The sequence below is a fragment of the Pseudomonas sp. GW458-11-26-14-LB4 genome (genome assembly GCF_059423925.1).
On record NZ_JBWKYU010000005.1, the window covers coordinates 194,120 to 216,678 of the forward strand.

Below are 22,559 nucleotides of genomic sequence, written 5' to 3' on the forward strand. Positions count from 1 at the left end.
TGCGGGTTCATCCTGAGGTCGTGCAAAACACCTGACTATCGATAAAAACTCATTGGAGCCATGACGCCGGCGCATGCCTCGTTGCGAGGCATGCGCTGACCTTTTTCGGGCATTCAGAGCGCGCGAATCACGTGCTTGATTTCCTGAAATGCCGCCAGGCCCCATGGCCCCAATTCGCGGCCGATGCTGCTCTGTTTGTAGCCGCCCCACGCGGTCTGCGGGAAGATCACCTGCGGCGCGTTGAGCCACACCAGCCCCGCCTGCAGGGCGTTGGCGACCCGATCCGCGGTCTCGGCATTGCGCGTGACGACACTGGCGACCAGCCCGAACTGACTGTCGTTGGCCAGGGCAATCGCCTCCGCTTCCGAAGCGAAACTGCGCACGCAGATCACCGGGCCGAAAATCTCTTCACACCACAGCGCACTGTCGAGGGGCACTTCGGTGAAGATCGTCGGCTGCAAGAAATATCCGCGCGGCAGATCGGCCGGACGATTACCGCCACAGATCAGCTTGGCCCCGGCGCTGAGGCCACGGTCGATGTGACCGAGCACACGCTGGTACTGCGCCTGATTGACCAGCGCGCCCATCTCGACTTCAGGATCGAACGGATCGGCCACCCGGATTTTTTCCGCGCGGGCCTTCAGACGAATCAGGAATTCATCGGCGATTTCATCGGCAACCAGCACCCGGCTGGTGGCCGAGCACATCTGCCCGGCGTTGAAGAAACCGCCACCGCAGGCCAGTTCCACCGCCAGATCAAGGTCGGCATCTTCCAGAATCAGCAGCGAGGATTTGCCGCCCAGTTCCAGGCTCACGCCCTTCACGGTTTCAGCGGCGCGCTGCATCACCTGCACACCCACGGCGTTACTGCCGGTGAAGGAAATCTTGGCGATGCGCGGGTCCGCCGACAGCGGCGCGCCGACTGCCAGACCGGTGCCGCACACCAGGTTGAACACGCCTTTTGGCAGACCGGATTCGGCAATGATGGTCGCCAGTTCCAGCTCCGGCAGCGGTGTGACTTCCGACGGTTTGAGCACCACGCAGCAACCGGCGGCGAGAGCTGGCGCGAGTTTCCATGCGGTGGTGACCATCGGGAAATTCCACGGCACGATAAGCCCGACCACGCCGCACGGCTCGCGGCGCAGACGTGCGCTGAAGTCATCGCTGGGCAGCGGCACATTGCTGTTCTGTTTCGCATCGAGGCCTTCGGCGAGTTCGGCGTAGTACTCGAAGGTGGCGATCACGTCGTCGACATCGATGCCCGCTTCGAACTGCGGTTTGCCGTTGTTGCTCGACTGCAACTTCATCAGATGTTCGCGACCGTTGCGCACGCCATTGGCGATGCTGCGCAGTATCGCGGCGCGCTCGGCACCGGTGGTTTTCGACCAGCCCTTGAAGGCTTCGGTCGCCGCCGCTACAGCCTGGTTGACGGCGCTTTCGTCACCGCCATTGACCGTGGTCAGCAGCGCTTCGGTGGCCGGGTTGATGACGCGCAGGTGTTCGCGGCCGGCGGACCATTGGCCGTTGATGTACAGGCCGTCGAGTGTGGTCGGGAAATTGATCATTGGGCCACCGCCTTCATCCATTGGGTCTGGTCGATTTCGATCAGGGTCGGGCCCTGACGATCGGTGGCGACGCGCAGTGCACCGCGCAGGTGTTCGGCCGAGCTGATCGCTTCTGCTGCGCAACCCAGTGCCTTGGCCACACCGATGAAATCCGGGGTATAGATATCCACGCCCACCGGCTCGATGGCGCGGTTGACCATGTATTTCTTGATCTCTTCGTAACCCTGGTTATTCCACAGCAGGATGATCACCGGGGTGCGCGCTTCGACGGCGCTGGCCAGTTCCGGCAGGGTGAATTGCAGACCGCCGTCGCCGATCAGACACACCACCGGCGGACGTGCGCCGTGTTCGAGGTTGCCACCGAGCCACGCGCCGATCGCTGCCGGCAAGGCGTAACCGAGGGTGCCGTAACCGGTGGACGAGTTGAACCAGCGGCGCGGACGCTCCGGGTTGAACGTGAGGTTGCCGGTGTACACCGGTTGCGTGGAGTCACCGACGAACACTGCGTTCGGCAATTCGTGCAGCACGGTTTCGAGGAAACGGGTCTGGGCCAGCGTCGGGGCATCCCAGGTCGCGGCCAGGTCTTCACGCAGACGCGCGGCGCGTACCTGACCCCAATCGTTGCGGCGCTCGGCCAGCGGTTTGTGCGACAGCGCGCTCAGCAATGCTTGCACAGCGTTGCGCGAGTCGGCCACCAGCGCCACGTGAGGCGGGTAATTGCGCACGGTCTGGTCTGGATCGATATCGACGCGCAGCAACTTGCCGGAGATTTCGAAACCACCGGCGAAGGTGACGTCGTAGTCGGTTTCCGCCAGTTCGGTGCCGATCGCCAGCACCACGTCGGCATCGGCCACCAGAGCGCGAGTCGCCACCAGGCTCTGGGTCGATCCGATCAGCAGAGGATGGCTGGACGGCAGCATGCCTTTGGCATTGATGGTCAGGGCCACCGGTGCGTCGAGCAACTCAGCCAGTTCGGTGAGTTCGGCCGCTGCGTCGATGGCGCCGCCCCCGGCGAGGATCAGCGGACGCTGAGCGCCGGCCAGCAGTTCAGTCATGCGGCTCACGGCGGCCGGCGCAGCACCGGCGCGGTCGATGTTGACCGGCACGCTGGTCAGCAGTTCGTCGGCTTCTTCGACCAGCACGTCCAGCGGAATTTCGATGTGCACCGGACGCGGACGCCCGGCCTGGAACAGCGCAAACGCACGGGCCAATACGCCCGGCAATTCGGACGCCGACATCAGGGTGTGGGAGAACGCCGCCACGCCACCGACCAGTGCGCTCTGGTTCGGCAGTTCATGCAGCTTGCCGCGACCGCCGCCCAGTTGGCTGCGCGACTGCACGCTGGAGATCACCAGCATCGGGATCGAATCGGCGTACGCCTGGCCCATGGCGGTGGTGATGTTGGTCATGCCTGGACCTGTGATGATGAAGCACACACCCGGTTTGCCGCTGGTGCGGGCATAACCGTCGGCCATGAAGCCGGCGCCCTGCTCGTGGCGCGGGGTGACGTGGTTGATGCTCGAACGGGCCAGCCCGCGATACAGCTCCACGGTATGCACCCCGGGAATGCCGAACACCTGCTCGACCCCATAATCTTCGAGTAACTTGACCAGTACTTCGCCACACGTCGCCATGTCTTTGCCCTTCTTGTTCGTTGAGGCACCGGGCTTTAAAGGAACCGGTGATTGGCCTCATTGAAACGGGCGACCCGTAGCCGCAACAATCGATAAAAGCTCATACTAGCCATGTCCTCACGTCATACCTTGGATCCACATGAAACGACTGCCTCCCCTGCCCGCCCTGCACACGTTTCTGATTACCGCGCAGTGCTGCAACTTCACCCGGGCCGCCGAGCAGTTGCACATCACCCAAGGCGCGGTGAGCCGGCAGATCGCGGGGCTTGAGGAACATCTGGGTTATGAGCTGTTCATTCGCCTGGCCCGAGGCCTGGAGCTGACGGCCGAAGGTCGCGAATGGCTGCCACGGGTGCAGCAGGTGTTCAGCCTGATCGGCGACTCGGTGGAGCAGATCGGCGCCAAACGCGAAACCCTGCAACTCAAGGCCCCGAGCTGCGTGATGCGCTGGTTGTTGCCACGGCTGTTGCAATGGCAGCGCGAGCGCCCGGACGTGCCGGTGAAACTCACGGCGTCGTTGCAGCACGGGGTGGACTTTCATCGCGAGCAGTTCGACGCGGCGGTGATCTACGGCACCGCGCCCCACGACTCACCCGCGACCCTGCATCTGTTCGATGAGCAACTGACGCCGGTCTGCTCGCCGACACTGCTCAACGGTGGGCCGGCCCTGCACACACCGGCAGACCTGCAACAGCACCTGCTGCTGCATCCGACTCACACGGATGACGACTGGACACTCTGGCTTGAAGCCGCCGAACTGCATTTGAGCAACATCGCCAGCGGTCAGCATTTCGAGACGCTGGATCAGGCGATGTCGATGGCGTCCCACGGGACGGGGGTGGCGATCGGCGACTGGTCACTGATCGGCGACGACCTGAACGCCGGGCGACTGGTGATGCCGTTCGATCTGAAGGTGAAGACGGGACTGGGCTATTACATCGTGGCGCCGGCGTCGGAGCCGTCGGCGAAGTTACAGGAGTTGATGGGGTGGTTGGTTGAGCAGGCTCATACGCGGTGACGCCTTGCCCTCACCCTAACCCTCTCCCAGGGGGAGAGGGAACTGACCGAGGTGTCTTACGTAATACATCGACCTGAAAAATCTGGGCGATTATGGATTCAATACATCCCGTTCAAGTCGGCGTAATTTTCAAGCATCCCACGATCGGCTCCCTCTCCCTCCGGGAGAGGGTTGGGGTGAGGGGCTTTTCAGTACTTAATAACCGACAGTAAACCGCTGACGCGAATGCTTCGGCGTTTCCACTTCGTCGATCAACGCAATCGCATAGTCGGCAAAGCTGATCGAGCTCTGACCTTCAGCACTCACCAGCAAGTCATCCTTGCCGACCCGGAACTTGCCGGTGCGCTCGCCTTCGACAAACAGCGCCGACGGCGACAGGAACGTCCAGTCCAGCTCCTTCTCCTGACGCAAGGCCTCGAGAAACGCCGCGCCAGCGCTGGCCTCAGCCTTGTACTCGGCCGGGAAACCGGCGCTGTCGATCACGCGGGTGCCGTCCGGGAGCAACAGCGAGCCGGCACCGCCGACCACCAGCAGACGTTTCACCCCGGCCTGTTTCACCGGGCCAATCAGCGCGCTGGCCGGCACCGTGGCGAAATGCGCGGCGCTGATCACTACATCGTGACCGGCGACGGCGTCTTGCAGCGCGGCTGCATTCAGCACGTCGACATTCTTGCTGACCACACCGGCGCGGGCGCCGATCTTCGAGGTATCCCGGGCGATGGCGGTGACGCTGTGGCCGCGACGCAGGGCTTCTTCCAGCAGTTGGCTGCCGGCACGGCCGGTGGCACCAATGATTGCGATCTTGCTCATGACATTCTCCAGTTGGCTTGAGAGTGCTGCGTTTTTCAGAATCGGGTTACCACTGCATTTCGCCCTTGGCGACTTTGGCGCTCAGCTCCAGCGAGCTTTCTTCGCCCAGTGTCGGGTAGCGTTTTTTCATCGCGGCGATCAGCGCGGCAGAGTCCTTGGCTTTCGCGGTTTCTGCATCGAACGCCTTGATGTAATCAGCGGTGAATTTCACGGCCGCCAGCGAACGGGCGCTGTCACCCAGGTAGTGACCGGGCACCACGGTTTTCGGTTTCAGGGTTTCGATCGAGTGCAGGGTTTCCAGCCATTCGGCGTGGGATTGCGCAGTCTGGGTGTCGGCCATCCACACGTGGATGTTCTCGGCGACAACCACACCGCCGACCACTGCTTTCAACGAAGGAATCCACACGAAGCTGCGATCAGGCTGCTTGCCTTCCAGACCGACCACCTGCAATTTCTGCCCTTCAAGCATCAGGCTGTCGCCCTTGAGCACGCCCGGTACGATGGTTTTGGCCGGCACGTCGGCGCCCATTTTCGGCCCCCAGAAGGCGAGTTTGCCGTCGACGGTTTGCTTGATGTGATCAACGGTCGGTTGCGAGGCCAGCACCTTGGCGTCCGGGAAGGCTTTGGTCAGGGTGTCGAGACCGAAGTAGTAATCCGGGTCACCATGGCTAATGTAGATGGTGGTCAATTGCTTGCCGCTGGCGCGGATCTTTTCCACCACTTGTTCGGCCTGGGATTTGCCGAACTGCGCGTCCACCAGAATCGCGTCCTTCTCGCCGCTGACCAGTACCGAAGTCACCGGGAAGATCGCGTTGGTGCCCGGGTTGTAGACGTCGAGGGTCAGGTTCGCGGCCGCTGCGTGGGCAGCAAAGCCGAGGGTGGCGGTGGCCAGTAAAACGCGCTTGAGGGTGGTGAAGCCGATCATGGGTTGCTCCGCTGTTCGAATGCCGTGCTTGGCGATGGGGACAGAGCTTAGTTGCCAGACTCGTTACAAAAAATGCGATGCTTGAACATAGTTTGTTTCTGAAAGCGGGCAAATCATGGATCGTCTCCAAGCAATGCGGGTGTTTGTCACGGTAGTGGATCTGGGCAGCCAGTCGGCGGCGGCCGATCACCTGGACCTGTCGCGGCCGGTGGTGTCGCGCTATCTGGCGGAACTGGAAGACTGGGTCGGCGCGCGCCTGATGCACCGCACCACGCGCAAGTTGAGCCTGACCGCCGCCGGCAACGAAATCCTGCCGCGCTGCCGGCAGATGCTGGAGCTGTCCGGCGACATGCAGGCCGCCGTCAGCGAACCTGCCGATGCGCCACGGGGTTTGCTGCGGATCAGCGTCAGTACCTCGTTCGGCCAGGCGCAACTGGCCGATGCCATGGCGGCGTTCGTCAAAGCGTATCCGGGGGTGAACATCGACCTGCAAATGCTCGATCGCACCGTGAACCTGGTGGACGAGCGCATCGACCTGGCGATCCGCACCAGCAACGATCTCGATCCCAACCTGATCGCCCGGCGACTGACGGTCTGCCGTTCGGTGGTCTGCGCGGCGCCCGCCTATCTGCAGGAACATCCGCAGCCACAACGGGTCGAGGATCTGAGCCGGCACAACTGCCTGACCCATTCCTATTTCGGCAAGAGCCTGTGGCACTTCGAGGAAGATGGCGAACCGGTTTCGGTGCCGGTGCAGGGCAACATCAGCGCCAACGAGGCCAGCACCCTCCTGCGCGCGACTCTGGCCGGCGCCGGCGTGGCGATGCTGCCGACCTATCAGGCCGGGGTGCATGTGCACAGCGGTGAACTGGTTCGCCTGCTGCCCCACGCCGAGCCTCGGCAGATGAACATCTACGCCGTCTATGCCTCGCGCAAGCACATGCCGGCGGCGCTGCGCTGCATGCTGGATTTTCTGGTGCAGCGCTTTCCCGAAAACCCGCAATGGGATATCGGGCTGTAATCCCGTTCGCAGAGCCGCTGGCAACTCCACGGCGCTGACCTATGCTGAAAGTAGTACCCAAGGGTATTCGTTCAGAGGTCAACGCCATGAACACCAGAACAAGAAGATACCTCGCGATTTTCATCACCTGCGCGGCCACGCTGGCGCTGTACGGCACCGCGGCGTGGCGCGTGGAGCAGTTGCGGCAACTGCCCCGTGAGTACGCGAGCTGCAACTTCGAGCGCTGCATCCCTCACAACGCCACCCTCAACGCCCTGCGCTGATACACAGTTCAGGCGTCGTCGTTCTGCTCGGCCTTCAAGCGGTCGCGGAACGCCTTTGGCGAGATCCCCACCCGGCGCCGGAACAGGCGCGTGAAGTTGGTCGGATCGGAAAACCCCAACACCTCGGACATCTCGTAAATGGTCATGCTGGTGTAAGTCAGCAGGCGCTTGGCTTCCAGCAACTGACGCTCGTGCATGATCTGCAGCGCCGGCTGCCCCGCCAGTTCACGGCAGGTGCCGTTGAGGTGCGAGACGGAAATCCCCAGCCGATGGGCCAGGTCTTCGACCTTGACGTGCTGGCGGTAGGTTTCTTCGACCAGTTGAATGAACCCGTTGAGGTATTCGCGCTGACGCTGCGGACGTTGCGTGGCGTTGTGACGGTGAATCGCCTGACGGCTGACCCAGACCATGATCACACTGACCAGCGAATGCATGAGCATTTCCCGCGCCGGTTGATGGCCGTTGTACTCGGCCTGCAACGCGGCGAACAGACTGTTGAGGTACTCCGCGTCCTTGCCCGCCGGATAACTTTCGGCCTGGGCCAGGGCCTGCACCGCGCTGCCCAGTTGCGCCTGCAAATGGTTGATCAACGGTGTGGCGAGGGTGACGACAAATCCTTCGACGTCCTCGGAAAAACGGAATCCATGCACCGATAACGGCGGCAGGATCTGGATCGCGGCTTCGTTCAGTTGCGTGCGTTGGCCTTCGATTTCAAGCTCTGCCTGACCTTTGAATACGAAGAGCAACTGGCACAAATCGGCGTGGCGGTGGGGTTTGATTTCCCATTGGTGTTCGCGGCTGCGTTTGGAAATGGTTTCACAGTGCAGCAAGTCAGGGGTCGGCCAGTCCAGGCTTTCACCGTAGAGCTTGAACACCGGAATCGAAGGCAGGTCAGGCTTGTTCATCACTTCAATCCAGGCCTCGAGGTTTGCGGGCGATAATCGCACCGATTGGCAGAATGTACAGGTATCGGCTCAGTTTTCACCTTCAATTGACAGACCCGCAAGGGAAAAATGCAAGCACTCGAATCCTGAAAATCATTCACCGGCATTTGTCGCGTGAAGCTTGCGAGTCATAAAAACAATGAAAACGCTGAAAACCCAAGTCGCCATCATCGGCGCCGGTCCGTCCGGATTATTGCTCGGCCAACTGCTGCACAACGCCGGCATCGACACCCTGATTCTGGAGCGCCAGACACCTGACTATGTGCTCGGCCGAATCCGCGCCGGCGTGCTTGAACAAGGCATGGTAGAGCTGTTGCGCGAGGCTGGCGTGGGTCAGCGAATGGACGCCGAAGGTCTGGTGCACGGTGGTTTCGAACTGGCCCTCGACGGGCGCCGGATCCACATCGACCTGCAAGCCCTGACCGGTGGAAAAACCGTGATGGTCTACGGCCAGACCGAAGTCACTCGCGACCTGATGGCCGCTCGTCGGGAGACCGGTGGGCAGACAATTTACGAAGCCAGCCATGTCGTTCCCTGTGGCATGAAAAGCGACGAAGCCTATGTGACCTTCGAAAAGGACGGCGAAACCTGGCGCGTCGATTGCGACTACATCGCCGGTTGCGACGGTTTCCACGGCGTGGCCCGGCAGTCGATTCCCGAGGATTGCCTGAAAGTCTTCGAACGGGCTTATCCGTTTGGCTGGCTGGGCATTCTCGCCGACACGCCACCGATTCACGATGAACTGGTTTACGCCCGCCACGAACGCGGCTTCGCCCTGTGCAGCATGCGGTCGGCGACTCGCACCCGCTATTACCTGCAAGTGCCCGCTGAGGAAAACGTCGACGACTGGTCGGATCAGCGTTTCTGGGATGAGCTGCGCAATCGTCTGCCGGAGGATCTGGCGCAGAAACTGGTGACCGGTCCGTCGATTGAAAAGAGCATCGCGCCGCTGCGCAGTTTTGTGGTCGAGCCGATGCAATACGGGCGGATGTTTCTGGTCGGGGATGCGGCGCACATCGTTCCGCCGACCGGTGCCAAGGGCTTGAATCTGGCGGCCAGCGATGTCAGCACGCTGTTCAGGATTTTGCTGAAGGTTTACCGCGAAGGTCGCACTGACTTGCTGGAGAAATACTCGGAGATCTGCCTGCGCCGGGTGTGGAAAGCCGAGCGGTTTTCCTGGTGGATGACTTCGATGCTGCACCGCTTCGACGAGCATGATGATTTCAGCCAGCGGATCTGCGCTTCGGAACTGGACTACTTTGTCAGCTCGGAGGCCGGTCAAAAAACCATTGCAGAAAATTACGTCGGGCTTCCTTATGAGGCTATCGAATAGCCTGCTACCGACTTACACTGGCGAGCACTCACCCGCTCGCCGTGGCACTGCGGGTCAATCACTGCCCGCAGGTTCGCCCGTGACCAATCTCAACCATCCCGAAACGCCCAAACCGGCCATTCGCAGCGTGCTGGTCGCGCTGATGATGGCGATCTTTCTCGGTGCGCTGGACCAGACCATCGTCGCCGTTTCCATGCCGGCCATCTCCGCCCAGTTCAAGGACGTCAGCCTGCTGGCCTGGGTGATTTCCGGCTACATGGTGGCGATGACCGTCGCGGTGCCGATCTACGGCAAGCTCGGTGACCTGTACGGGCGGCGCAAACTGATGCTGTTCGGCATGGGCCTGTTCACCCTCGCCTCGCTGTTCTGCGGCATGGCCCAGAGCATGGAGCAACTGGTGCTGGCGCGGATTTTCCAGGGCATCGGTGCCGGCGGGATGATTTCGGTGAGCCAGGCGATCATCGGCGATATCGTGCCGCCTCGCGAACGAGGCCGCTATCAGGGTTATTTCTCCAGCATGTATGCGGTGGCCAGCGTCGCCGGTCCGGTGCTCGGCGGTTACATGACCGAGTACCTGTCATGGCGCTGGGTGTTCCTGATCAACCTGCCGCTGGGTCTTGGCGCGTACTGGGTGGCGCGACGCAACCTGATCGGCCTGCCGATTCCCCAGCGCAAACCGGTCATCGATTACCTCGGCACGCTGCTGATGATCATCGGCCTGACCGCGCTGTTACTGGCGATCACTCAGGTCGGCCAGGGCCATGCTTGGCGCAGCAGCGAAGTGCTCGGGCTGTTCGCTTGTGCGGTGGCGGTGCTTGCGGTGTTCGTCTGGCATGAGCGGCGCGCCCGGGAGCCGTTGCTGCCGATGCACCTATTCACCAACCGCAGCGCCCTGCTGTGCTGGTGCACGATTTTCTTTTGCAGCTTCCAGGCGATTTCCCTGATCGTGCTGATGCCGCTGCGCTTTCAGAGCGTGACCGGCGCCGGGGCCGACAGCGCTGCGCTGCACTTGCTGCCGCTGGCGATGGGTTTGCCGATCGGCGCGTATTTCGCCGGACGTCGCACCTCGATCACCGGGCGCTACAAACCGCAGATTCTGACCGGTGCGCTGCTGATGCCGATCTCGATCCTTGGCATGGCCTTCAGCCCGCCTGATGCGACGCTGCTCAGCAGCCTGTTCATGCTGCTCAGCGGGATCGCCGGTGGCATGCAGTTCCCGACGTCGCTGGTCGGTACGCAGAATTCGGTCGAGCAAAAGGACATTGGCGTCGCCACCAGTACCACCAACCTGTTCCGCTCTTTGGGCGGCGCGGTGGGTGTGGCGTTGATGTCGGCACTGTTGCTGGCATTGTTGCAGGACTCCAGTTTCGCCCACCTGACCGGCAGCTCGCTGATGAGTGAAGGGCATTCCGGCAACGTGCTGCTCGATGGCCTGAACGCGGCGCCCGGCGATGCGCAGAATGCCTTGCGCGCTGAGCTGCTGGTGACGTTCCGGCATTTGCTGATGGTCAGTGCGGCGGTGTCGCTGCTCGGGCTGGCGGCGGCGATTGCGATGCCCAACCGGTTGCTGCAGGGCCGTGAGCACGGCGCCCGCTGATTGATGCCGATGGCTCCCACGCGCCGCGTGGGAGCTTTCAGCAATCAAGCACTGTAATAACCGACCGCCACCAGCATGTTCCCGACCTTCTTCAGGTAGGCATGCTTGTTCTCGACCTTGCCGGTCACCGGATTTTTCCAGCGGTATTCATACTCGCCCTCATCCTGTTTGCCGATCAACGACAGAATCGGCTCGCCCACCGGTTTGCCTTCCGGGTCGTCGACCTTGGCGAAATCGGTGTTGATCAGCCGCAGGTTGGTGCCGTGGGCGACGTAGCGGTGGTTGTTGAGATTGACCACGAACACATACAGGTCGTCCTGCAGGTAACCGCCCTTGAGCGAGTTGATCGCGGACAGCGTGCCCTTCTCGTCCTTGGTCAAATCGCTGGCCGCTTTGTCGAGCAACGCTTTTGCCTGCTCCGCCGACGCCCGCGGCAAGTAATAACCCACCGCCAGAATCCGCTGACCGATGCGTTGATAGTAAACGTGCTTGCGCTCGACCTTGCCGTCGGACCAGTTCTGCCAGCGGTATTCGGCCTGCTGGATGCCGTTGCCTTCCGGCACTTTCAAGGCGTCCTTGAAGGACTTCTGCAAGTCCGGCCCGAGGACTTCGCTGACGTCGCGACCGATCAATGCCGACGACGGCCCGCCGCTGGCGAGCATCACGCCCTTGGTGTCGACCACGAACACGTAACGGTCCTTGTCGACGAATTCGCCCTGGCGGCTGAACGCCGCGAACGCCTTGTCGCCGTTGTCGTGGTAATAGGCCAGAGCCTTTTCCAGCAAGGCGATGGCGGCCTTGCTGTCGTCTTTTTCCGTGGTGGCCGCATTGGCCTGACCGAAACTCAACAGCAGCACCGCGCCGAGCCAGGCCAGCTTGTGCACAAACCCCATGACGCATCCCTCGTTCTTGTTGGTGTTTCAAGAGCGTAGACGGCCTGAAGGCATGTATGGATATTCAGAAAGCTTCTGAATGTTGCTGTGGCGGGGGCGTTCGCGCCCTCGCCACACAAGAGGCTTACGGACGGGCGTTGAGTTGCTGTTGCAGGTTCTGGATCTGCGCTTGCAGGGTGTTGATGTTGCGGGTCATCTGCGCTCGGAACGCATCGAACTCGGCGGTGTTGGTGCCTCCCTGCGCAGCGGCCGGACGGTTGTCCTGCTCGCTCTTGAGGATGACGATTTCCTGCTCCAGACGATCGATCGCCGGGTTCGACCCACCTTGTTTTTTCAAAGCCGTAATGTCGGCACCGAGGCTCTTGAACTGCGCATCGAATCCCTTCACCTGTGCATCAAAGCTCTTGAGCTGAGCATCGAGCTTGCTGGTGTCGGCCGAGGTGCTTTTCAGCGTGGCCAGTTCGGCGCTCAGGGCTTTGACCTGGGCCTGCAACTGAGTGTTGGCGTTCTGTTGTTCAGTGGTCTGGGCGGTCATCTGCGCCAGCCGCTTGTCCAGATCCGTCGCCTGCCCGGCCACGCCCTGCTGCTGTTTGCTCTGATCCTGAAGCGCACTTTGCAGCTGTTTGATCTGCAGCTTCAACGCTTCGCTGTCGGTGGTGACGTTGGTCTGGCTGGCCACGACCTTGCCGGAAATGTCCTGCAGGCGCCCCGCCGCTTCCTCACTGATGCGCGCGAAACTTTCCTGGGTCGCCACCAGTTGCTGCTCCATCAGCGAGATCTGCTGGAAGCTCCACCAGGCAAGACCAATGAAGGCGAAGAACAATGCGCCGACCAGTGCCCACAACGGCCCGGTGCTGGCGGCCTTGACCTTGACCACCGGCGGCGTGCGCGAATGCACGGTGGTGCGGGCGGTGACCGGAAAATCGTCGTCATCGAGGGTGTCGGCGCGCAGGCTCGGTACATCGTCGAAATCGTCGTGGGCATCGTTACGCATGGACATTGAGGCAACCTTTGTGAAACGCGGTGATGGCAGAGTGGGGCGAAGTATAAACCCCGCGGCCGCTGGGGTTGACCCTCAAGCCGTGGCGCGGTTCAGTGCCGGCCGGCAGATTCGTATCAACGAATGTCCTGGGCCTTCCACCAGCCACAGAACTCATCGAGGGCCGTCCACAGACTGACTTTCGGATCGTAGTCCAGATAATGCCGGGCGCGACTGATGTCGAGGGTGAAATTTTTGTTCATCACCTGCATGCCCAGGCGCGACAGGGTCGGCTCGGGACGCCCGGGCCAGAGCTTGCACACCCCTTCGTTGAGCGCCGCCACGCTGTAGGCCAGACCGTAGGAACGGTACTTGGTGACCTGTGGGACTTCCATCTTGCGCATCACGTAATTGACCACATCCCACAGCGGCACCGGAGCGCCGTTGCTGATGTTGTAGGCTTTGCCCAACGCGGAGGCGTCGGCCAGCAGGCTGCTGAGCAACGCTTCGTTGAGGTTGTGTACGCTGGTGAAATCGACCTTGTTCAGACCGTTGCCGATGATCGCCAGACGGCCCTTGCGCTGCATGTTCAGCAAGCGCGGAAAGATGCTCATGTCGCCGGCGCCGGTGACGAAACGCGGGCGCAGGGCGAGGGTTTCGAGGCCGAATTCCTGGGCGCCGAAGACCTTTTGCTCGGCCAGGTATTTGGTCGCGGCGTAGTGATGCTTGAAGCGCTTGGGCACTTGCTCTTCGGTCAGGCCGAGATGGTCGCGACCGTCAAAGTAGATCGAGGGCGACGACAGATGCACCAGCCGCCGGACCCGTTGCTTCAGGCAGGCCTCGACCACGTTTTCGGTGACTTGCACGTTGCCCTGATGGAAGTCCTGATAACGGCCCCACAAACCGACCGCGCCGGCGCAATGCACCACGGCTTCGACATCGCTGCACAGCGCACGCACCAGATCCGGATCGCTCAAATCGCCTTGAACGAACTCGGCACCGCGACGCACCAGATGCTCGACACCCTCGGCCCGGCGACCGTTGACCCGCACGTCCAGGCCCTGCTCCAGGGCGAAACGCGCAAAGCGTCCGCCAATGAAGCCGCTTGCGCCGGTGACCAGAATTTTCATGTAGAGCTCCAACAAAACCAGCTGCAAGCTTCGAGCTTCGAGCTTCGAGCTTCGAGCTGCAAGGTAAATACAGTACGCAAGCGCTTTACTTGGCGCTTGCAGCTTGACGCTCGTAGCTGCTTTCAGGCCACCAGCCATTGCGCCGACGAGCGCACCAATTGCTCGGTCAACAGCCCGAGCAACTGACCGCCATTGCGCCAATGATGCCAGTACAAGGGCACGTCGATCGGTTTATCTGGCAACAGTTCGCGCAGTACGCCGCGCTCCAGCTGCTCGCGCACCTGCAATTCCGGCACCAGTCCCCAGCCAAGCCCGGCTTCGGTCAGGCGGATGAAACCTTCGGACGACGGGCACAGGTGATGTTCGAAACCGCCATCGACGCCGAGGGAGGCGAGGTAACGATGCTGGAGAAAATCGTCCGGGCCAAACACCAGCGCCGGGGTGCGCGGCAATTGTTCGGCCCGCACGCCGTCGGGAAAATGCCGCTCGATGAACGCCGGACTGGCCAGCGCCCGATAGCGCATCGCTCCGAGCAGCACGCTGCGCGCGCCTGCCACCGGACGCTCACTGGCGCACAGGCAACCGGCCACTTCACCGGCGCGCATGCGCTTGAGGCCGACGGTCTGGTCTTCGACGATCAGATCGAGCAATAGATGTTGTTCGGCGCAGAAGTCGCCCACCGCCTCGGCCCACCAGGTGGCTAGGCTGTCGGCATTCAGGGCGATGCGCAGGCGCTCCGGCAGGCCTTCTTCGTCCAGCGCCGGCACCAGCGTCTGCAAATCCCGTTCGAGCAGGCGCACCTGCTGCACATGGTTGAGCAGGCGCCGGCCAATTTCGGTTGGCGACGGCGGTGTCCCGCGTACCAGCACCGGTTGGCCGACCCGAGCTTCCAGCAGTTTGATCCTTTGGGAAATCGCCGATTGCGAAAGGCCCAACACCTGCGCCGCGCGTTCGAATCCGGCCTGCTCGACTACGACGGCCAGAGCGGAAAGCAATTTGTAGTCGAACATCAGTTTTCCTAATGAGCGATCAGCACTATTGGTTTTTCTTATACCGCGTCAACCGGGAGAATAGCCAGCATGCACTCTTTATCAAGGACCACCATCATGGCTGGCGAAACCTCATTGACCACCCTGCTGCGCAGCATGAGCCCGCAGCTCAATGCCGGCGAATACGTGTTCTGCACCTTGCGCGACGGCCAGTTGCCGAGCGGTCTGGAAATCGTCGGCAGTTTCCGCGAGCAGGAAGGCCTGACGGTAATTCTCGAACGTTCCCACGCCGAGCGCGCCGGTTTCAGCTTCGACTACGTCGCAGCCTGGATCACGTTGAACGTGCATTCGGCGCTGGAAGCCGTCGGCCTGACCGCCGCATTCGCCACCGCACTGGGTAAGGCCGGCATCAGCTGCAACGTGATCGCCGGTTATTACCACGACCATTTGTTCGTCGGTCAGGACGACGCCGAACGCGCCATGCAAGTGCTGCGCGATCTCGCAGCCAACGCGGAGTAACCGTCATGTGGCAAAGCTATACCAACGGTTTGCTGGTGGCGTTCGGGCTGATCATGGCGATCGGTACGCAGAACGCCTTTGTCCTGGCGCAGAGCCTGCGACGTGAACATCACCTGCCGGTCGCCGCGCTGTGCGTCGCCTGTGATGCGTTGCTGGTGGCGGCAGGTGTGTTCGGTCTGGCCACGGTGCTGGCGCAAAACCCGACCTTACTGGCGGTCGCCCGCTGGGGCGGCGCGGTGTTCCTGATCTGGTACGGCAGCCAGGCGTTGCGCAGGGCGTTTTCGAAACAGAGCCTGCAACAGGGTGAAAACCAGACTGTACGTTCGCTGCGGGCGGTGATGCTCAGCGCACTGGCGGTGACGCTGCTCAACCCACACGTCTATCTCGACACCGTTTTGCTGATCGGTTCTCTCGGTGCGCAACAGTCGGTGCCTGGCGCTTATGTCGTCGGCGCGGCGAGTGCTTCGCTGCTGTGGTTCTTCACCCTGGCGTTCGGCGCGGCATGGCTCGCACCGTGGCTGGCACGGCCGAGTACGTGGCGGATTCTGGATCTGCTGGTGGCGGTGATGATGTTCACGGTGGCGGGGCAATTGATATTGGCTTCCTGAATTATTCCAAAAGGCTCTGGAACCTCTATCCCACACAGTTGTTGCGTGGTTAAGCCGCACCCCCGGTGCTATGATCCGAACCCTGCGCCGCAAAGAGTAAAAACTCGCCGGTGCATTTCTGGCCGCCCGTGATCGGCCTTGCGCTCACCGCAACAGACCTGATTAGGAGAATCATCATGGCTTTCGAATTGCCGCCGCTGCCTTACGCACACGATGCCCTGCAGCCGCACATTTCCAAGGAAACCCTGGAATTCCACCACGACAAGCACCACAACACCTATGTCGTGAACCTGAACAACCTGGTGCCAGGCACCGAGTTCGAAGGCAAGACCCTGGAAGAAATCGTCAAGACTTCCTCGGGCGGCATCTTCAACAACGCCGCTCAGGTCTGGAACCACACCTTCTACTGGAACTGCCTGGCGCCAAACGCCGGCGGTCAACCAACCGGCGCACTGGCTGAAGCCATCAACGCGGCTTTCGGTTCGTTCGACAAGTTCAAGGAAGAGTTCAGCAAAACCTCGATCGGCACCTTCGGTTCCGGCTGGGGCTGGCTGGTGAAAAAGGCTGACGGTTCCCTGGCCCTGGCCAGCACCATCGGCGCCGGCAACCCGCTGACCAGCGGCGACACCCCGCTGCTGACCTGCGACGTGTGGGAACACGCTTACTACATCGACTACCGTAACCTGCGTCCTAAGTACGTCGAGGCGTTCTGGAACCTGGTCAACTGGAAGTTCGTGGCCGAGCAGTTCGAAGGCAAGACCTTCACCGCTTAAGCTGCACGCCAGACAAAAAACCCGGCTATTGCCGGGTTTTTTTCTGCCCGCAGAAATCATCACGGGTGCGTCGCATCACCAACAGGGCCTTTTCCCACACGTAAAGCAGCCCTTCTCGCCTTGCCCCCAAGCCACGGCGAACTACCATCAAAAGAGGAAAAATTGTCCGACGCCCCTCAAGTTGGAGGCCAAAACTACCGACACAGTACAAATAGGGCAAATACTCCAGACCGCAGCATTTCGGCCAAGGCCACGGACAAATTTTCCGCGGCTCGATTGTCCCTTTGACTGCCAACACGGGATTGCCAATACTCATGGCAACTTGACGCTACCCGCACGGAACAAGGAATAACCCTTTGAAGCTGGAACTCAAGAACAGCTTGTCGGTGAAGTTGCTCCGGGTCGTGCTCCTGTCGGCATTGATCGTCGGCGTGGTCTTGAGCTGCGCGCAGATCGTTTTCGATGCCTATAAAACACGCCAGGCCGTCGCCGGCGATGCCGAACGCATCCTCGACATGTTCCGCGATCCCTCAACCCAGGCGGTCTACAGCCTGGACCGGGAGATGGGCATGCAGGTGATCGAAGGCCTGTTCCAGGACGACGCCGTGCGCCAGGCCTCCATTGGCCATCCCAACGAAGCGATGCTCGCGCAGAAATCCCGTGAGCTGCAGCATTCCAACAGTCGCTGGCTGACCGACCTGATCCTCGGCCAGGAACGCACGTTCACCACCCAACTGGTGGGACGCGGGCCCTACAGCGAGTATTACGGCGATCTGAGCATCACCCTCGACACGGCCACCTACGGTCAGGGTTTCATCGTCAGCTCGGTGATCATCTTCATTTCCGGCGTGTTGCGCGCCTTGGCCATGGGGCTGGTGCTGTATCTGGTCTATCACTGGCTGCTGACCAAACCGCTGTCGCGGATCATCGAACACCTCACCGAGATCAACCCGGACCGCCCCAGCGAACACAAGATTCCGCAGCTCAAGGGGCACGAGAAAAACGAACTGGGGATCTGGATCAACACCGCCAACCAGTTGCTCGAATCCATCGAACGCAATACCCACCTGCGCCACGAAGCGGAAAACAGCCTGCTGCGCATGGCCCAGTACGATTTCCTCACCGGCCTGCCGAACCGCCAGCAATTGCAGCAGCAACTGGACAAGATCCTGGTGGATGCCGGCAAGCTGCAGCGCCGGGTTGCGGTGTTGTGTGTCGGACTGGATGACTTCAAAGGCATCAACGAACAATTCAGCTACCAGACCGGCGACCAATTGCTGCTGGCACTCGCCGACCGCCTGCGCGCCCACAGCGGTCGCCTCGGCGCCCTCGCCCGTCTTGGCGGCGACCAGTTCGCGCTGGTGCAGGCCGATATCGAGCAACCCTACGAAGCGGCGGAACTGGCGCAAAGCATTCTTGATGACCTGGAAGCACCTTTCGCCCTCGATCATCAGGAAATCCGTCTGCGCGCGACCATCGGCATCACCCTGTTCCCGGAGGACGGCGACAGCACCGAGAAGCTGTTGCAGAAAGCCGAGCAGACCATGACCCTGGCCAAGACCCGCTCGCGCAACCGTTATCAGTTTTATATCGCCAGCGTCGACAGCGAAATGCGCCGCCGTCGCGAACTGGAAAAAGACCTGCGCGACGCCTTGCTGCGCGATCAGTTCTACCTCGTCTATCAGCCGCAGATCAGCTACCGCGATCATCGCGTGGTCGGCGTCGAGGCATTGATCCGCTGGCAGCATCCGGAACACGGTCTGGTGCCGCCGGACCTGTTCATCCCGCTGGCCGAGCAGAACGGCACCATCATCGCCATCGGCGAATGGGTGCTGGATCAGGCCTGCAAGCAACTGCGCGACTGGCACGATCAGGGCTTCGTCGATCTGCGCATGGCGGTCAACCTGTCCACCGTGCAACTGCACCACGCCGAGCTGCCGCGGGTGGTCAACAACCTGTTGCAGATGTACCGCCTGCCACCGCGGAGCCTGGAGCTGGAAGTCACCGAAACCGGCCTGATGGAAGACATCAGCACCGCCGCCCAGCACCTGCTGAGCCTGCGCCGCTCCGGCGCCTTGATCGCCATCGACGACTTCGGCACCGGCTACTCCTCGCTGAGTTATCTCAAGAGTCTGCCGCTGGACAAGATCAAGATCGACAAGAGCTTCGTCCAGGACCTGCTGGACGACGACGATGACGCGACCATCGTTCGCGCCATCATTCAACTGGGCAAGAGCCTGGGCATGCAGGTGATCGCCGAGGGCGTGGAAACCGCCGAACAGGAAACCTACATCATCTCCGAAGGCTGCCATGAAGGTCAGGGCTACCACTACAGCAAACCGCTACCGGCGCGCGAGCTGAGCATTTATCTCAAGCAGGCCCAGCGCAGCAACGCGGCCATCCTCTGAAATCTCCCTGCGAAGCCCGGCAAACCCCTTGATCCGCCGGGCGTGCTCTACGCTATTGATCCAGCGCAACCCCCGCGCAAATAAGAAATATTTCCAGCTACAACCCTTTACACATAATGCGAAAGATTTGCATTATGTCGCAGCTTTTGCGCACCCCCGCGCCTGTCCACTCAATTACCGAAGCAGGATGTTCGCCATGATTCGTATGCCTCTGGCTACCGCCAGTCTGCTGGCCATCGCTATTTCCCTCGCCGGTTGCGGCGAAGGTAAAGACAAAGACAAGGCCGCCGCTCCTGCGCCGACCCCGGCTGCCAGCACCGCTGCACCGGCTGCGCCTGCTGCCGCCGGTAAAGTCGACGAGGCCGCCGGCAAAGCCGTTGTCTCGCACTACGCCGACATGGTCTTCGCCGTTTACAGCGATGCCGAATCCACCGCGAAAACCCTGCAAACCGCCATCGACGCGTTCCTCGCCAAGCCGAACGCCGACACCCTGAAAGCCGCCAAGGCTGCCTGGGTCGCCGCCCGCGTTCCTTACCTGCAGAGCGAAGTGTTCCGCTTCGGCAACACCATCATCGACGACTGGGAAGGTCAGGTGAACGCCTGGCCTCTGGACGAAGGCCTGATCGACTACGTCGACAAGTCCTACGAACACGCACTGGGCAACCCGGGCGCCACCGCCAACATCATCGCCAACACCGAAGTACAGGTCGGCGAAGACAAGGTCGACGTCAAGGACATCACCCCGGAAAAACTCGCCAGCCTGAACGAGCTGGGCGGTTCCGAAGCCAACGTTGCCACCGGCTACCACGCCATCGAATTCCTGCTCTGGGGCCAGGACCTGAACGGCACCGGCCCTGGCGCCGGCAACCGTCCTGCGTCGGACTACCTGGAAGGCGCCGGCGCCACCGGCGGTCACAACGATCGTCGTCGTGCCTACCTGAAAGCCGTGACCCAGTTGCTGGTCAGCGACCTGGAAGAAATGGTCGGCAACTGGAAGCCGAACGTGGCCGACAACTACCGCGCCACCCTGGAAGCCGAACCGGCTGAAAGCGGCCTGCGCAAAATGCTGTTCGGCATGGGCAGTCTGTCCCTGGGCGAACTGGCCGGCGAGCGCATGAAAGTGTCCCTGGAAGCGAACTCCCCGGAAGACGAACAGGATTGCTTCAGCGACAACACCCACAACTCGCACTTCTACGATGCCAAGGGCATTCGTAACGTGTACCTGGGCGAGTACACCCGTGTCGACGGCACCAAAATGACCGGCGCCAGCCTGTCGTCGCTGGTGGCCAAAGTCGACCCGGCTGCCGACACCGCGCTGAAAGCCGATCTGGCCGCCACCGAAGCCAAGATCCAGGTCATGGTCGATCACGCCAACAAGGGTGAGCACTACGACCAGTTGATCGCGGCCGGCAACACCGCCGGCAACCAGATCGTGCGCGACGCCATCGCTTCGCTGGTCAAGCAGACCGGTTCGATCGAAGCCGCTGCCGGCAAGCTGGGCATCAGCGACCTGAACCCGGACAACGCCGATCACGAGTTCTGATCACAGCGTCCGCGTTAATAAAGGCGACCTTCGGGTCGCCTTTTTCGTTCTGGCTGACCTGACGCGCATCAAGCAAACGATAATTCCTCTTATTCAAACCCCCTCGCCCTGTTAGACTTTGCGCCTTTAAATTCGCCCCTCTTGCAGGAAGTCTGATGCCCTCGCTGCCTCTTCGCTTGTCCGCACTGTTTCTGGCCCTGGGCCTGAGTGCCTGCGATGACGCCCCGCGCTTCACCAAGGCCGAGCCGGGTGAGGCCCGTTCCGGCGGCGCGGCGACCGTGCGCAAGAGCGATCAGAACGCGTTTTCCCTGCCGTCGGCCAACCTGCCGCCTTCGCGGCGGGTGGACTTCAGCGTCGGCAACAGCTTCTTTCGCAGCCCGTGGGTGATCGCGCCATCGACCACCACGGCCCGCGATGGCCTCGGCCCGCTGTTCAACACCAACGCCTGCCAGAACTGCCATATCAAGGACGGCCGCGGCCATCCGCCGACGCCGGATGCGGCCAACGCGGTGTCGATGCTGGTACGCCTGTCGATTCCCGATGCGCCGGCCTATGCCAAGGTCATCGAGCAAGTGGGCGTGGTGCCGGAGCCAGTCTATGGCGGCCAGTTCCAGGACATGGCGGTCCCCGGCGTCGCGCCGGAAGGCAAGGTGCGGGTCGATTACACGCCGGTGCCGGTCCGCTTCAAGGACGGCACCGAGGTCGAGCTGCGTAAACCGGTCCTGCAGATCACCCAGCTCGGCTACGGCCCGATGCACCCGGACACACGTTTCTCGGCCCGCGTTGCACCGCCGATGATCGGCCTGGGCCTGCTCGAAGCGATCCCGGAAGAAGCGATCCTCGCCAACGCCGCCGCGCAGGCCAAAGAGAACAACGGCATCAACGGCCGGCCAAACCGGGTCTGGGACGATGAGCAGCAAAAGACCGTCATGGGGCGATTTGGCTGGAAAGCCGGCCAGCCGAACCTCAATCAACAAAATGTTCACGCGTTTTCTGGTGATATGGGCCTCACCACCAGCCTGAGACCGTTTGATGACTGCACCGACGCGCAAACCGCCTGCAAACAGGCACCGAACGGCAATGGCCCGGACGGCGAACCGGAAGTCAGCGACAACATCCTGCGCCTGGTGCTGTTCTACAGCCGCAACCTTGCCGTTCCCGCCCGCCGTGGGGTCAACGATGCGCAAGTGCTGGCCGGCAAGAATCTGTTCTTCCAGGCGGGTTGCCAGTCCTGTCACACACCGAAATACACCACCGCCGCCAACGCGGCCGAACCTGAACTGGCCAATCAAGTGATTCGCCCGTACAGCGATCTGCTGCTGCACGACATGGGCGAAGGCCTGGCGGACAACCGCACCGAATTCCAGGCCTCCGGCCGCGACTGGCGCACCCCGCCGCTGTGGGGTATCGGCCTGACGCAGGCGGTCAGCGGCCACACCCAGTTTCTGCATGACGGCCGCGCCCGCAACCTGCTCGAAGCCGTGCTCTGGCACGGCGGCGAAGCGAAGGCGGCGCAGCAACAGGTTTTGTCTTTCAACGCCGAGCAGCGTGCCGCGCTGCTGGCGTTCTTGAACTCACTTTAAACACTTAAAAGAATCGGGAGCCCG

The 22,559-nt window shown here is 61.8% G+C and carries 20 protein-coding genes; 11 read left to right on the top strand and 9 right to left on the bottom strand.

The window, feature by feature from the left end; translation table 11 throughout:
• Window positions 1-113: 113 nt before the first annotated feature.
• Both AC07XZ_RS09105 and AC07XZ_RS09110 read right to left on the bottom strand, forming a co-directional pair.
• On the bottom strand, window positions 114-1,565 hold the full coding sequence (locus tag AC07XZ_RS09105) for an aldehyde dehydrogenase family protein (protein WP_102687224.1): 1,452 nt from the start codon (window positions 1,563-1,565) through the stop codon (window positions 114-116).
• Complete coding sequence (locus tag AC07XZ_RS09110; protein WP_085745246.1) at window positions 1,562-3,199, bottom strand: 5-guanidino-2-oxopentanoate decarboxylase; 1,638 nt, start codon at window positions 3,197-3,199, stop codon at window positions 1,562-1,564. The genes AC07XZ_RS09105 and AC07XZ_RS09110 overlap by 4 nt, the downstream gene beginning before the upstream one ends.
• Window positions 3,200-3,338: 139 nt before the next feature.
• On the opposite strand from AC07XZ_RS09110, the gene AC07XZ_RS09115 reads away from it, so the two are divergent.
• Complete coding sequence (locus tag AC07XZ_RS09115) at window positions 3,339-4,217, top strand: LysR substrate-binding domain-containing protein (RefSeq protein WP_074688417.1); 879 nt, start codon at window positions 3,339-3,341, stop codon at window positions 4,215-4,217.
• Between the two features lie 195 nt (window positions 4,218-4,412).
• Here the strand turns inward: AC07XZ_RS09115 and AC07XZ_RS09120 are convergent, their stop codons facing one another.
• Entirely contained in the window at window positions 4,413-5,027 is a 615-nt protein-coding gene (locus tag AC07XZ_RS09120; protein WP_102687223.1) for an NAD(P)-dependent oxidoreductase, read from the bottom strand.
• 46 nt (window positions 5,028-5,073) lie between these two features.
• Window positions 5,074-5,952 (bottom strand): MBL fold metallo-hydrolase, encoded by an 879-nt coding sequence (locus AC07XZ_RS09125; RefSeq protein ID WP_102687222.1) that lies wholly within the window; start codon window positions 5,950-5,952, stop codon window positions 5,074-5,076.
• Between the two features lie 115 nt (window positions 5,953-6,067).
• Between AC07XZ_RS09125 and AC07XZ_RS09130 the strand changes: the two genes are divergently transcribed.
• Both AC07XZ_RS09130 and AC07XZ_RS09135 read left to right on the top strand, forming a co-directional pair.
• Window positions 6,068-6,973, top strand: a complete 906-nt coding sequence (locus AC07XZ_RS09130) for a LysR family transcriptional regulator (protein WP_205350829.1) — start codon at window positions 6,068-6,070, stop codon at window positions 6,971-6,973.
• Window positions 6,974-7,059: 86 nt separating this feature from the next.
• Window positions 7,060-7,236 carry a hypothetical protein gene (locus AC07XZ_RS09135; RefSeq protein WP_007953274.1) on the top strand — a complete coding sequence of 59 codons (177 nt, stop codon included), beginning with the start codon at window positions 7,060-7,062 and terminating at the stop codon, window positions 7,234-7,236.
• A gap of 8 nt (window positions 7,237-7,244) precedes the next feature.
• On the opposite strand, the gene AC07XZ_RS09140 is transcribed toward AC07XZ_RS09135, so the two are convergent.
• A complete protein-coding gene (locus AC07XZ_RS09140; RefSeq protein ID WP_007953272.1) occupies window positions 7,245-8,141 on the bottom strand; it encodes a helix-turn-helix domain-containing protein in 897 nt (298 codons plus the stop codon).
• Between the two features lie 178 nt (window positions 8,142-8,319).
• On the opposite strand from AC07XZ_RS09140, the gene pobA reads away from it, so the two are divergent.
• Together pobA and AC07XZ_RS09150 are read left to right on the top strand one after the other, a co-directional pair.
• Window positions 8,320-9,513 carry a 4-hydroxybenzoate 3-monooxygenase gene (gene pobA / locus AC07XZ_RS09145; RefSeq protein WP_102687221.1) on the top strand — a complete coding sequence of 398 codons (1,194 nt, stop codon included), beginning with the start codon at window positions 8,320-8,322 and terminating at the stop codon, window positions 9,511-9,513.
• A 79-nt stretch (window positions 9,514-9,592) separates the two neighbouring features.
• Window positions 9,593-11,110, top strand: a complete 1,518-nt coding sequence (locus tag AC07XZ_RS09150) for an MDR family MFS transporter (protein WP_102687220.1) — start codon at window positions 9,593-9,595, stop codon at window positions 11,108-11,110.
• Window positions 11,111-11,154: 44 nt separating this feature from the next.
• Here AC07XZ_RS09150 and AC07XZ_RS09155 read toward each other — a convergent pair whose 3' ends face one another.
• The 4 genes from AC07XZ_RS09155 to AC07XZ_RS09170 form a co-directional block, all read right to left on the bottom strand.
• Window positions 11,155-12,003: a cache domain-containing protein gene (locus AC07XZ_RS09155; RefSeq protein WP_102687219.1), complete on the bottom strand. Its 849-nt coding sequence runs from the start codon at window positions 12,001-12,003 to the stop codon at window positions 11,155-11,157.
• A gap of 124 nt (window positions 12,004-12,127) precedes the next feature.
• The gene (locus tag AC07XZ_RS09160) at window positions 12,128-13,003 is read right to left on the bottom strand and encodes an ATPase (RefSeq protein WP_102687218.1); all 876 of its coding nucleotides are present in this window, start codon (window positions 13,001-13,003) and stop codon (window positions 12,128-12,130) included.
• 116 nt (window positions 13,004-13,119) lie between these two features.
• Window positions 13,120-14,112, bottom strand: a complete 993-nt coding sequence (locus AC07XZ_RS09165) for an NAD-dependent epimerase/dehydratase family protein (protein WP_085684455.1) — start codon at window positions 14,110-14,112, stop codon at window positions 13,120-13,122.
• Between the two features lie 122 nt (window positions 14,113-14,234).
• Window positions 14,235-15,122: a LysR family transcriptional regulator ArgP gene (locus AC07XZ_RS09170; RefSeq protein ID WP_102687217.1), complete on the bottom strand. Its 888-nt coding sequence runs from the start codon at window positions 15,120-15,122 to the stop codon at window positions 14,235-14,237.
• Window positions 15,123-15,218: 96 nt separating this feature from the next.
• Here AC07XZ_RS09170 and AC07XZ_RS09175 point away from each other — a divergent pair, with 96 nt between their 5' ends.
• The 6 genes from AC07XZ_RS09175 to AC07XZ_RS09200 all read left to right on the top strand — a co-directional run bounded on the left by AC07XZ_RS09175 (window position 15,219) and on the right by AC07XZ_RS09200 (window position 22,535).
• Window positions 15,219-15,620, top strand: coding sequence for an ACT domain-containing protein (locus tag AC07XZ_RS09175; protein ID WP_102687216.1), 402 nt, complete (start codon window positions 15,219-15,221; stop codon window positions 15,618-15,620).
• A 5-nt stretch (window positions 15,621-15,625) separates the two neighbouring features.
• Complete coding sequence (locus AC07XZ_RS09180; RefSeq protein ID WP_007953256.1) at window positions 15,626-16,228, top strand: LysE/ArgO family amino acid transporter; 603 nt, start codon at window positions 15,626-15,628, stop codon at window positions 16,226-16,228.
• A 176-nt stretch (window positions 16,229-16,404) separates the two neighbouring features.
• On the top strand, window positions 16,405-17,001 hold the full coding sequence (locus tag AC07XZ_RS09185) for a superoxide dismutase (protein WP_003227660.1): 597 nt from the start codon (window positions 16,405-16,407) through the stop codon (window positions 16,999-17,001).
• Between the two features lie 356 nt (window positions 17,002-17,357).
• Window positions 17,358-19,409 (top strand): putative bifunctional diguanylate cyclase/phosphodiesterase, encoded by a 2,052-nt coding sequence (locus tag AC07XZ_RS09190; protein WP_011335711.1) that lies wholly within the window; start codon window positions 17,358-17,360, stop codon window positions 19,407-19,409.
• 196 nt (window positions 19,410-19,605) lie between these two features.
• On the top strand, window positions 19,606-20,952 hold the full coding sequence (locus tag AC07XZ_RS09195) for an imelysin family protein (protein WP_085745257.1): 1,347 nt from the start codon (window positions 19,606-19,608) through the stop codon (window positions 20,950-20,952).
• Window positions 20,953-21,107: 155 nt separating this feature from the next.
• Window positions 21,108-22,535 (top strand): di-heme oxidoreductase family protein, encoded by a 1,428-nt coding sequence (locus tag AC07XZ_RS09200; protein ID WP_085745258.1) that lies wholly within the window; start codon window positions 21,108-21,110, stop codon window positions 22,533-22,535.
• Window positions 22,536-22,559 lie beyond the last annotated feature (24 nt).

What these genes read in the sequence shown, in the direction of transcription:
- AC07XZ_RS09105 (WP_102687224.1), bottom strand. Translation starts at nt 1,565, where the DNA reads ATGATCAATTTCCCGACCACACTCGACGGCCTGTACATCAACGGCCAA.
- AC07XZ_RS09110 (WP_085745246.1), bottom strand. Translation starts at nt 3,199, where the DNA reads ATGGCGACGTGTGGCGAAGTACTGGTCAAGTTACTCGAAGATTATGGG.
- AC07XZ_RS09115 (WP_074688417.1), top strand. Translation starts at nt 3,339, where the DNA reads ATGAAACGACTGCCTCCCCTGCCCGCCCTGCACACGTTTCTGATTACC.
- AC07XZ_RS09120 (WP_102687223.1), bottom strand. Translation starts at nt 5,027, where the DNA reads ATGAGCAAGATCGCAATCATTGGTGCCACCGGCCGTGCCGGCAGCCAA.
- AC07XZ_RS09125 (WP_102687222.1), bottom strand. Translation starts at nt 5,952, where the DNA reads ATGATCGGCTTCACCACCCTCAAGCGCGTTTTACTGGCCACCGCCACC.
- AC07XZ_RS09130 (WP_205350829.1), top strand. Translation starts at nt 6,068, where the DNA reads ATGGATCGTCTCCAAGCAATGCGGGTGTTTGTCACGGTAGTGGATCTG.
- AC07XZ_RS09135 (WP_007953274.1), top strand. Translation starts at nt 7,060, where the DNA reads ATGAACACCAGAACAAGAAGATACCTCGCGATTTTCATCACCTGCGCG.
- AC07XZ_RS09140 (WP_007953272.1), bottom strand. Translation starts at nt 8,141, where the DNA reads ATGAACAAGCCTGACCTGCCTTCGATTCCGGTGTTCAAGCTCTACGGT.
- pobA (WP_102687221.1), top strand. Translation starts at nt 8,320, where the DNA reads ATGAAAACGCTGAAAACCCAAGTCGCCATCATCGGCGCCGGTCCGTCC.
- AC07XZ_RS09155 (WP_102687219.1), bottom strand. Translation starts at nt 12,003, where the DNA reads ATGGGGTTTGTGCACAAGCTGGCCTGGCTCGGCGCGGTGCTGCTGTTG.
- AC07XZ_RS09160 (WP_102687218.1), bottom strand. Translation starts at nt 13,003, where the DNA reads ATGTCCATGCGTAACGATGCCCACGACGATTTCGACGATGTACCGAGC.
- AC07XZ_RS09165 (WP_085684455.1), bottom strand. Translation starts at nt 14,112, where the DNA reads ATGAAAATTCTGGTCACCGGCGCAAGCGGCTTCATTGGCGGACGCTTT.
- AC07XZ_RS09170 (WP_102687217.1), bottom strand. Translation starts at nt 15,122, where the DNA reads ATGTTCGACTACAAATTGCTTTCCGCTCTGGCCGTCGTAGTCGAGCAG.
- AC07XZ_RS09175 (WP_102687216.1), top strand. Translation starts at nt 15,219, where the DNA reads ATGGCTGGCGAAACCTCATTGACCACCCTGCTGCGCAGCATGAGCCCG.
- AC07XZ_RS09180 (WP_007953256.1), top strand. Translation starts at nt 15,626, where the DNA reads ATGTGGCAAAGCTATACCAACGGTTTGCTGGTGGCGTTCGGGCTGATC.
- AC07XZ_RS09185 (WP_003227660.1), top strand. Translation starts at nt 16,405, where the DNA reads ATGGCTTTCGAATTGCCGCCGCTGCCTTACGCACACGATGCCCTGCAG.
- AC07XZ_RS09195 (WP_085745257.1), top strand. Translation starts at nt 19,606, where the DNA reads ATGATTCGTATGCCTCTGGCTACCGCCAGTCTGCTGGCCATCGCTATT.
- AC07XZ_RS09200 (WP_085745258.1), top strand. Translation starts at nt 21,108, where the DNA reads ATGCCCTCGCTGCCTCTTCGCTTGTCCGCACTGTTTCTGGCCCTGGGC.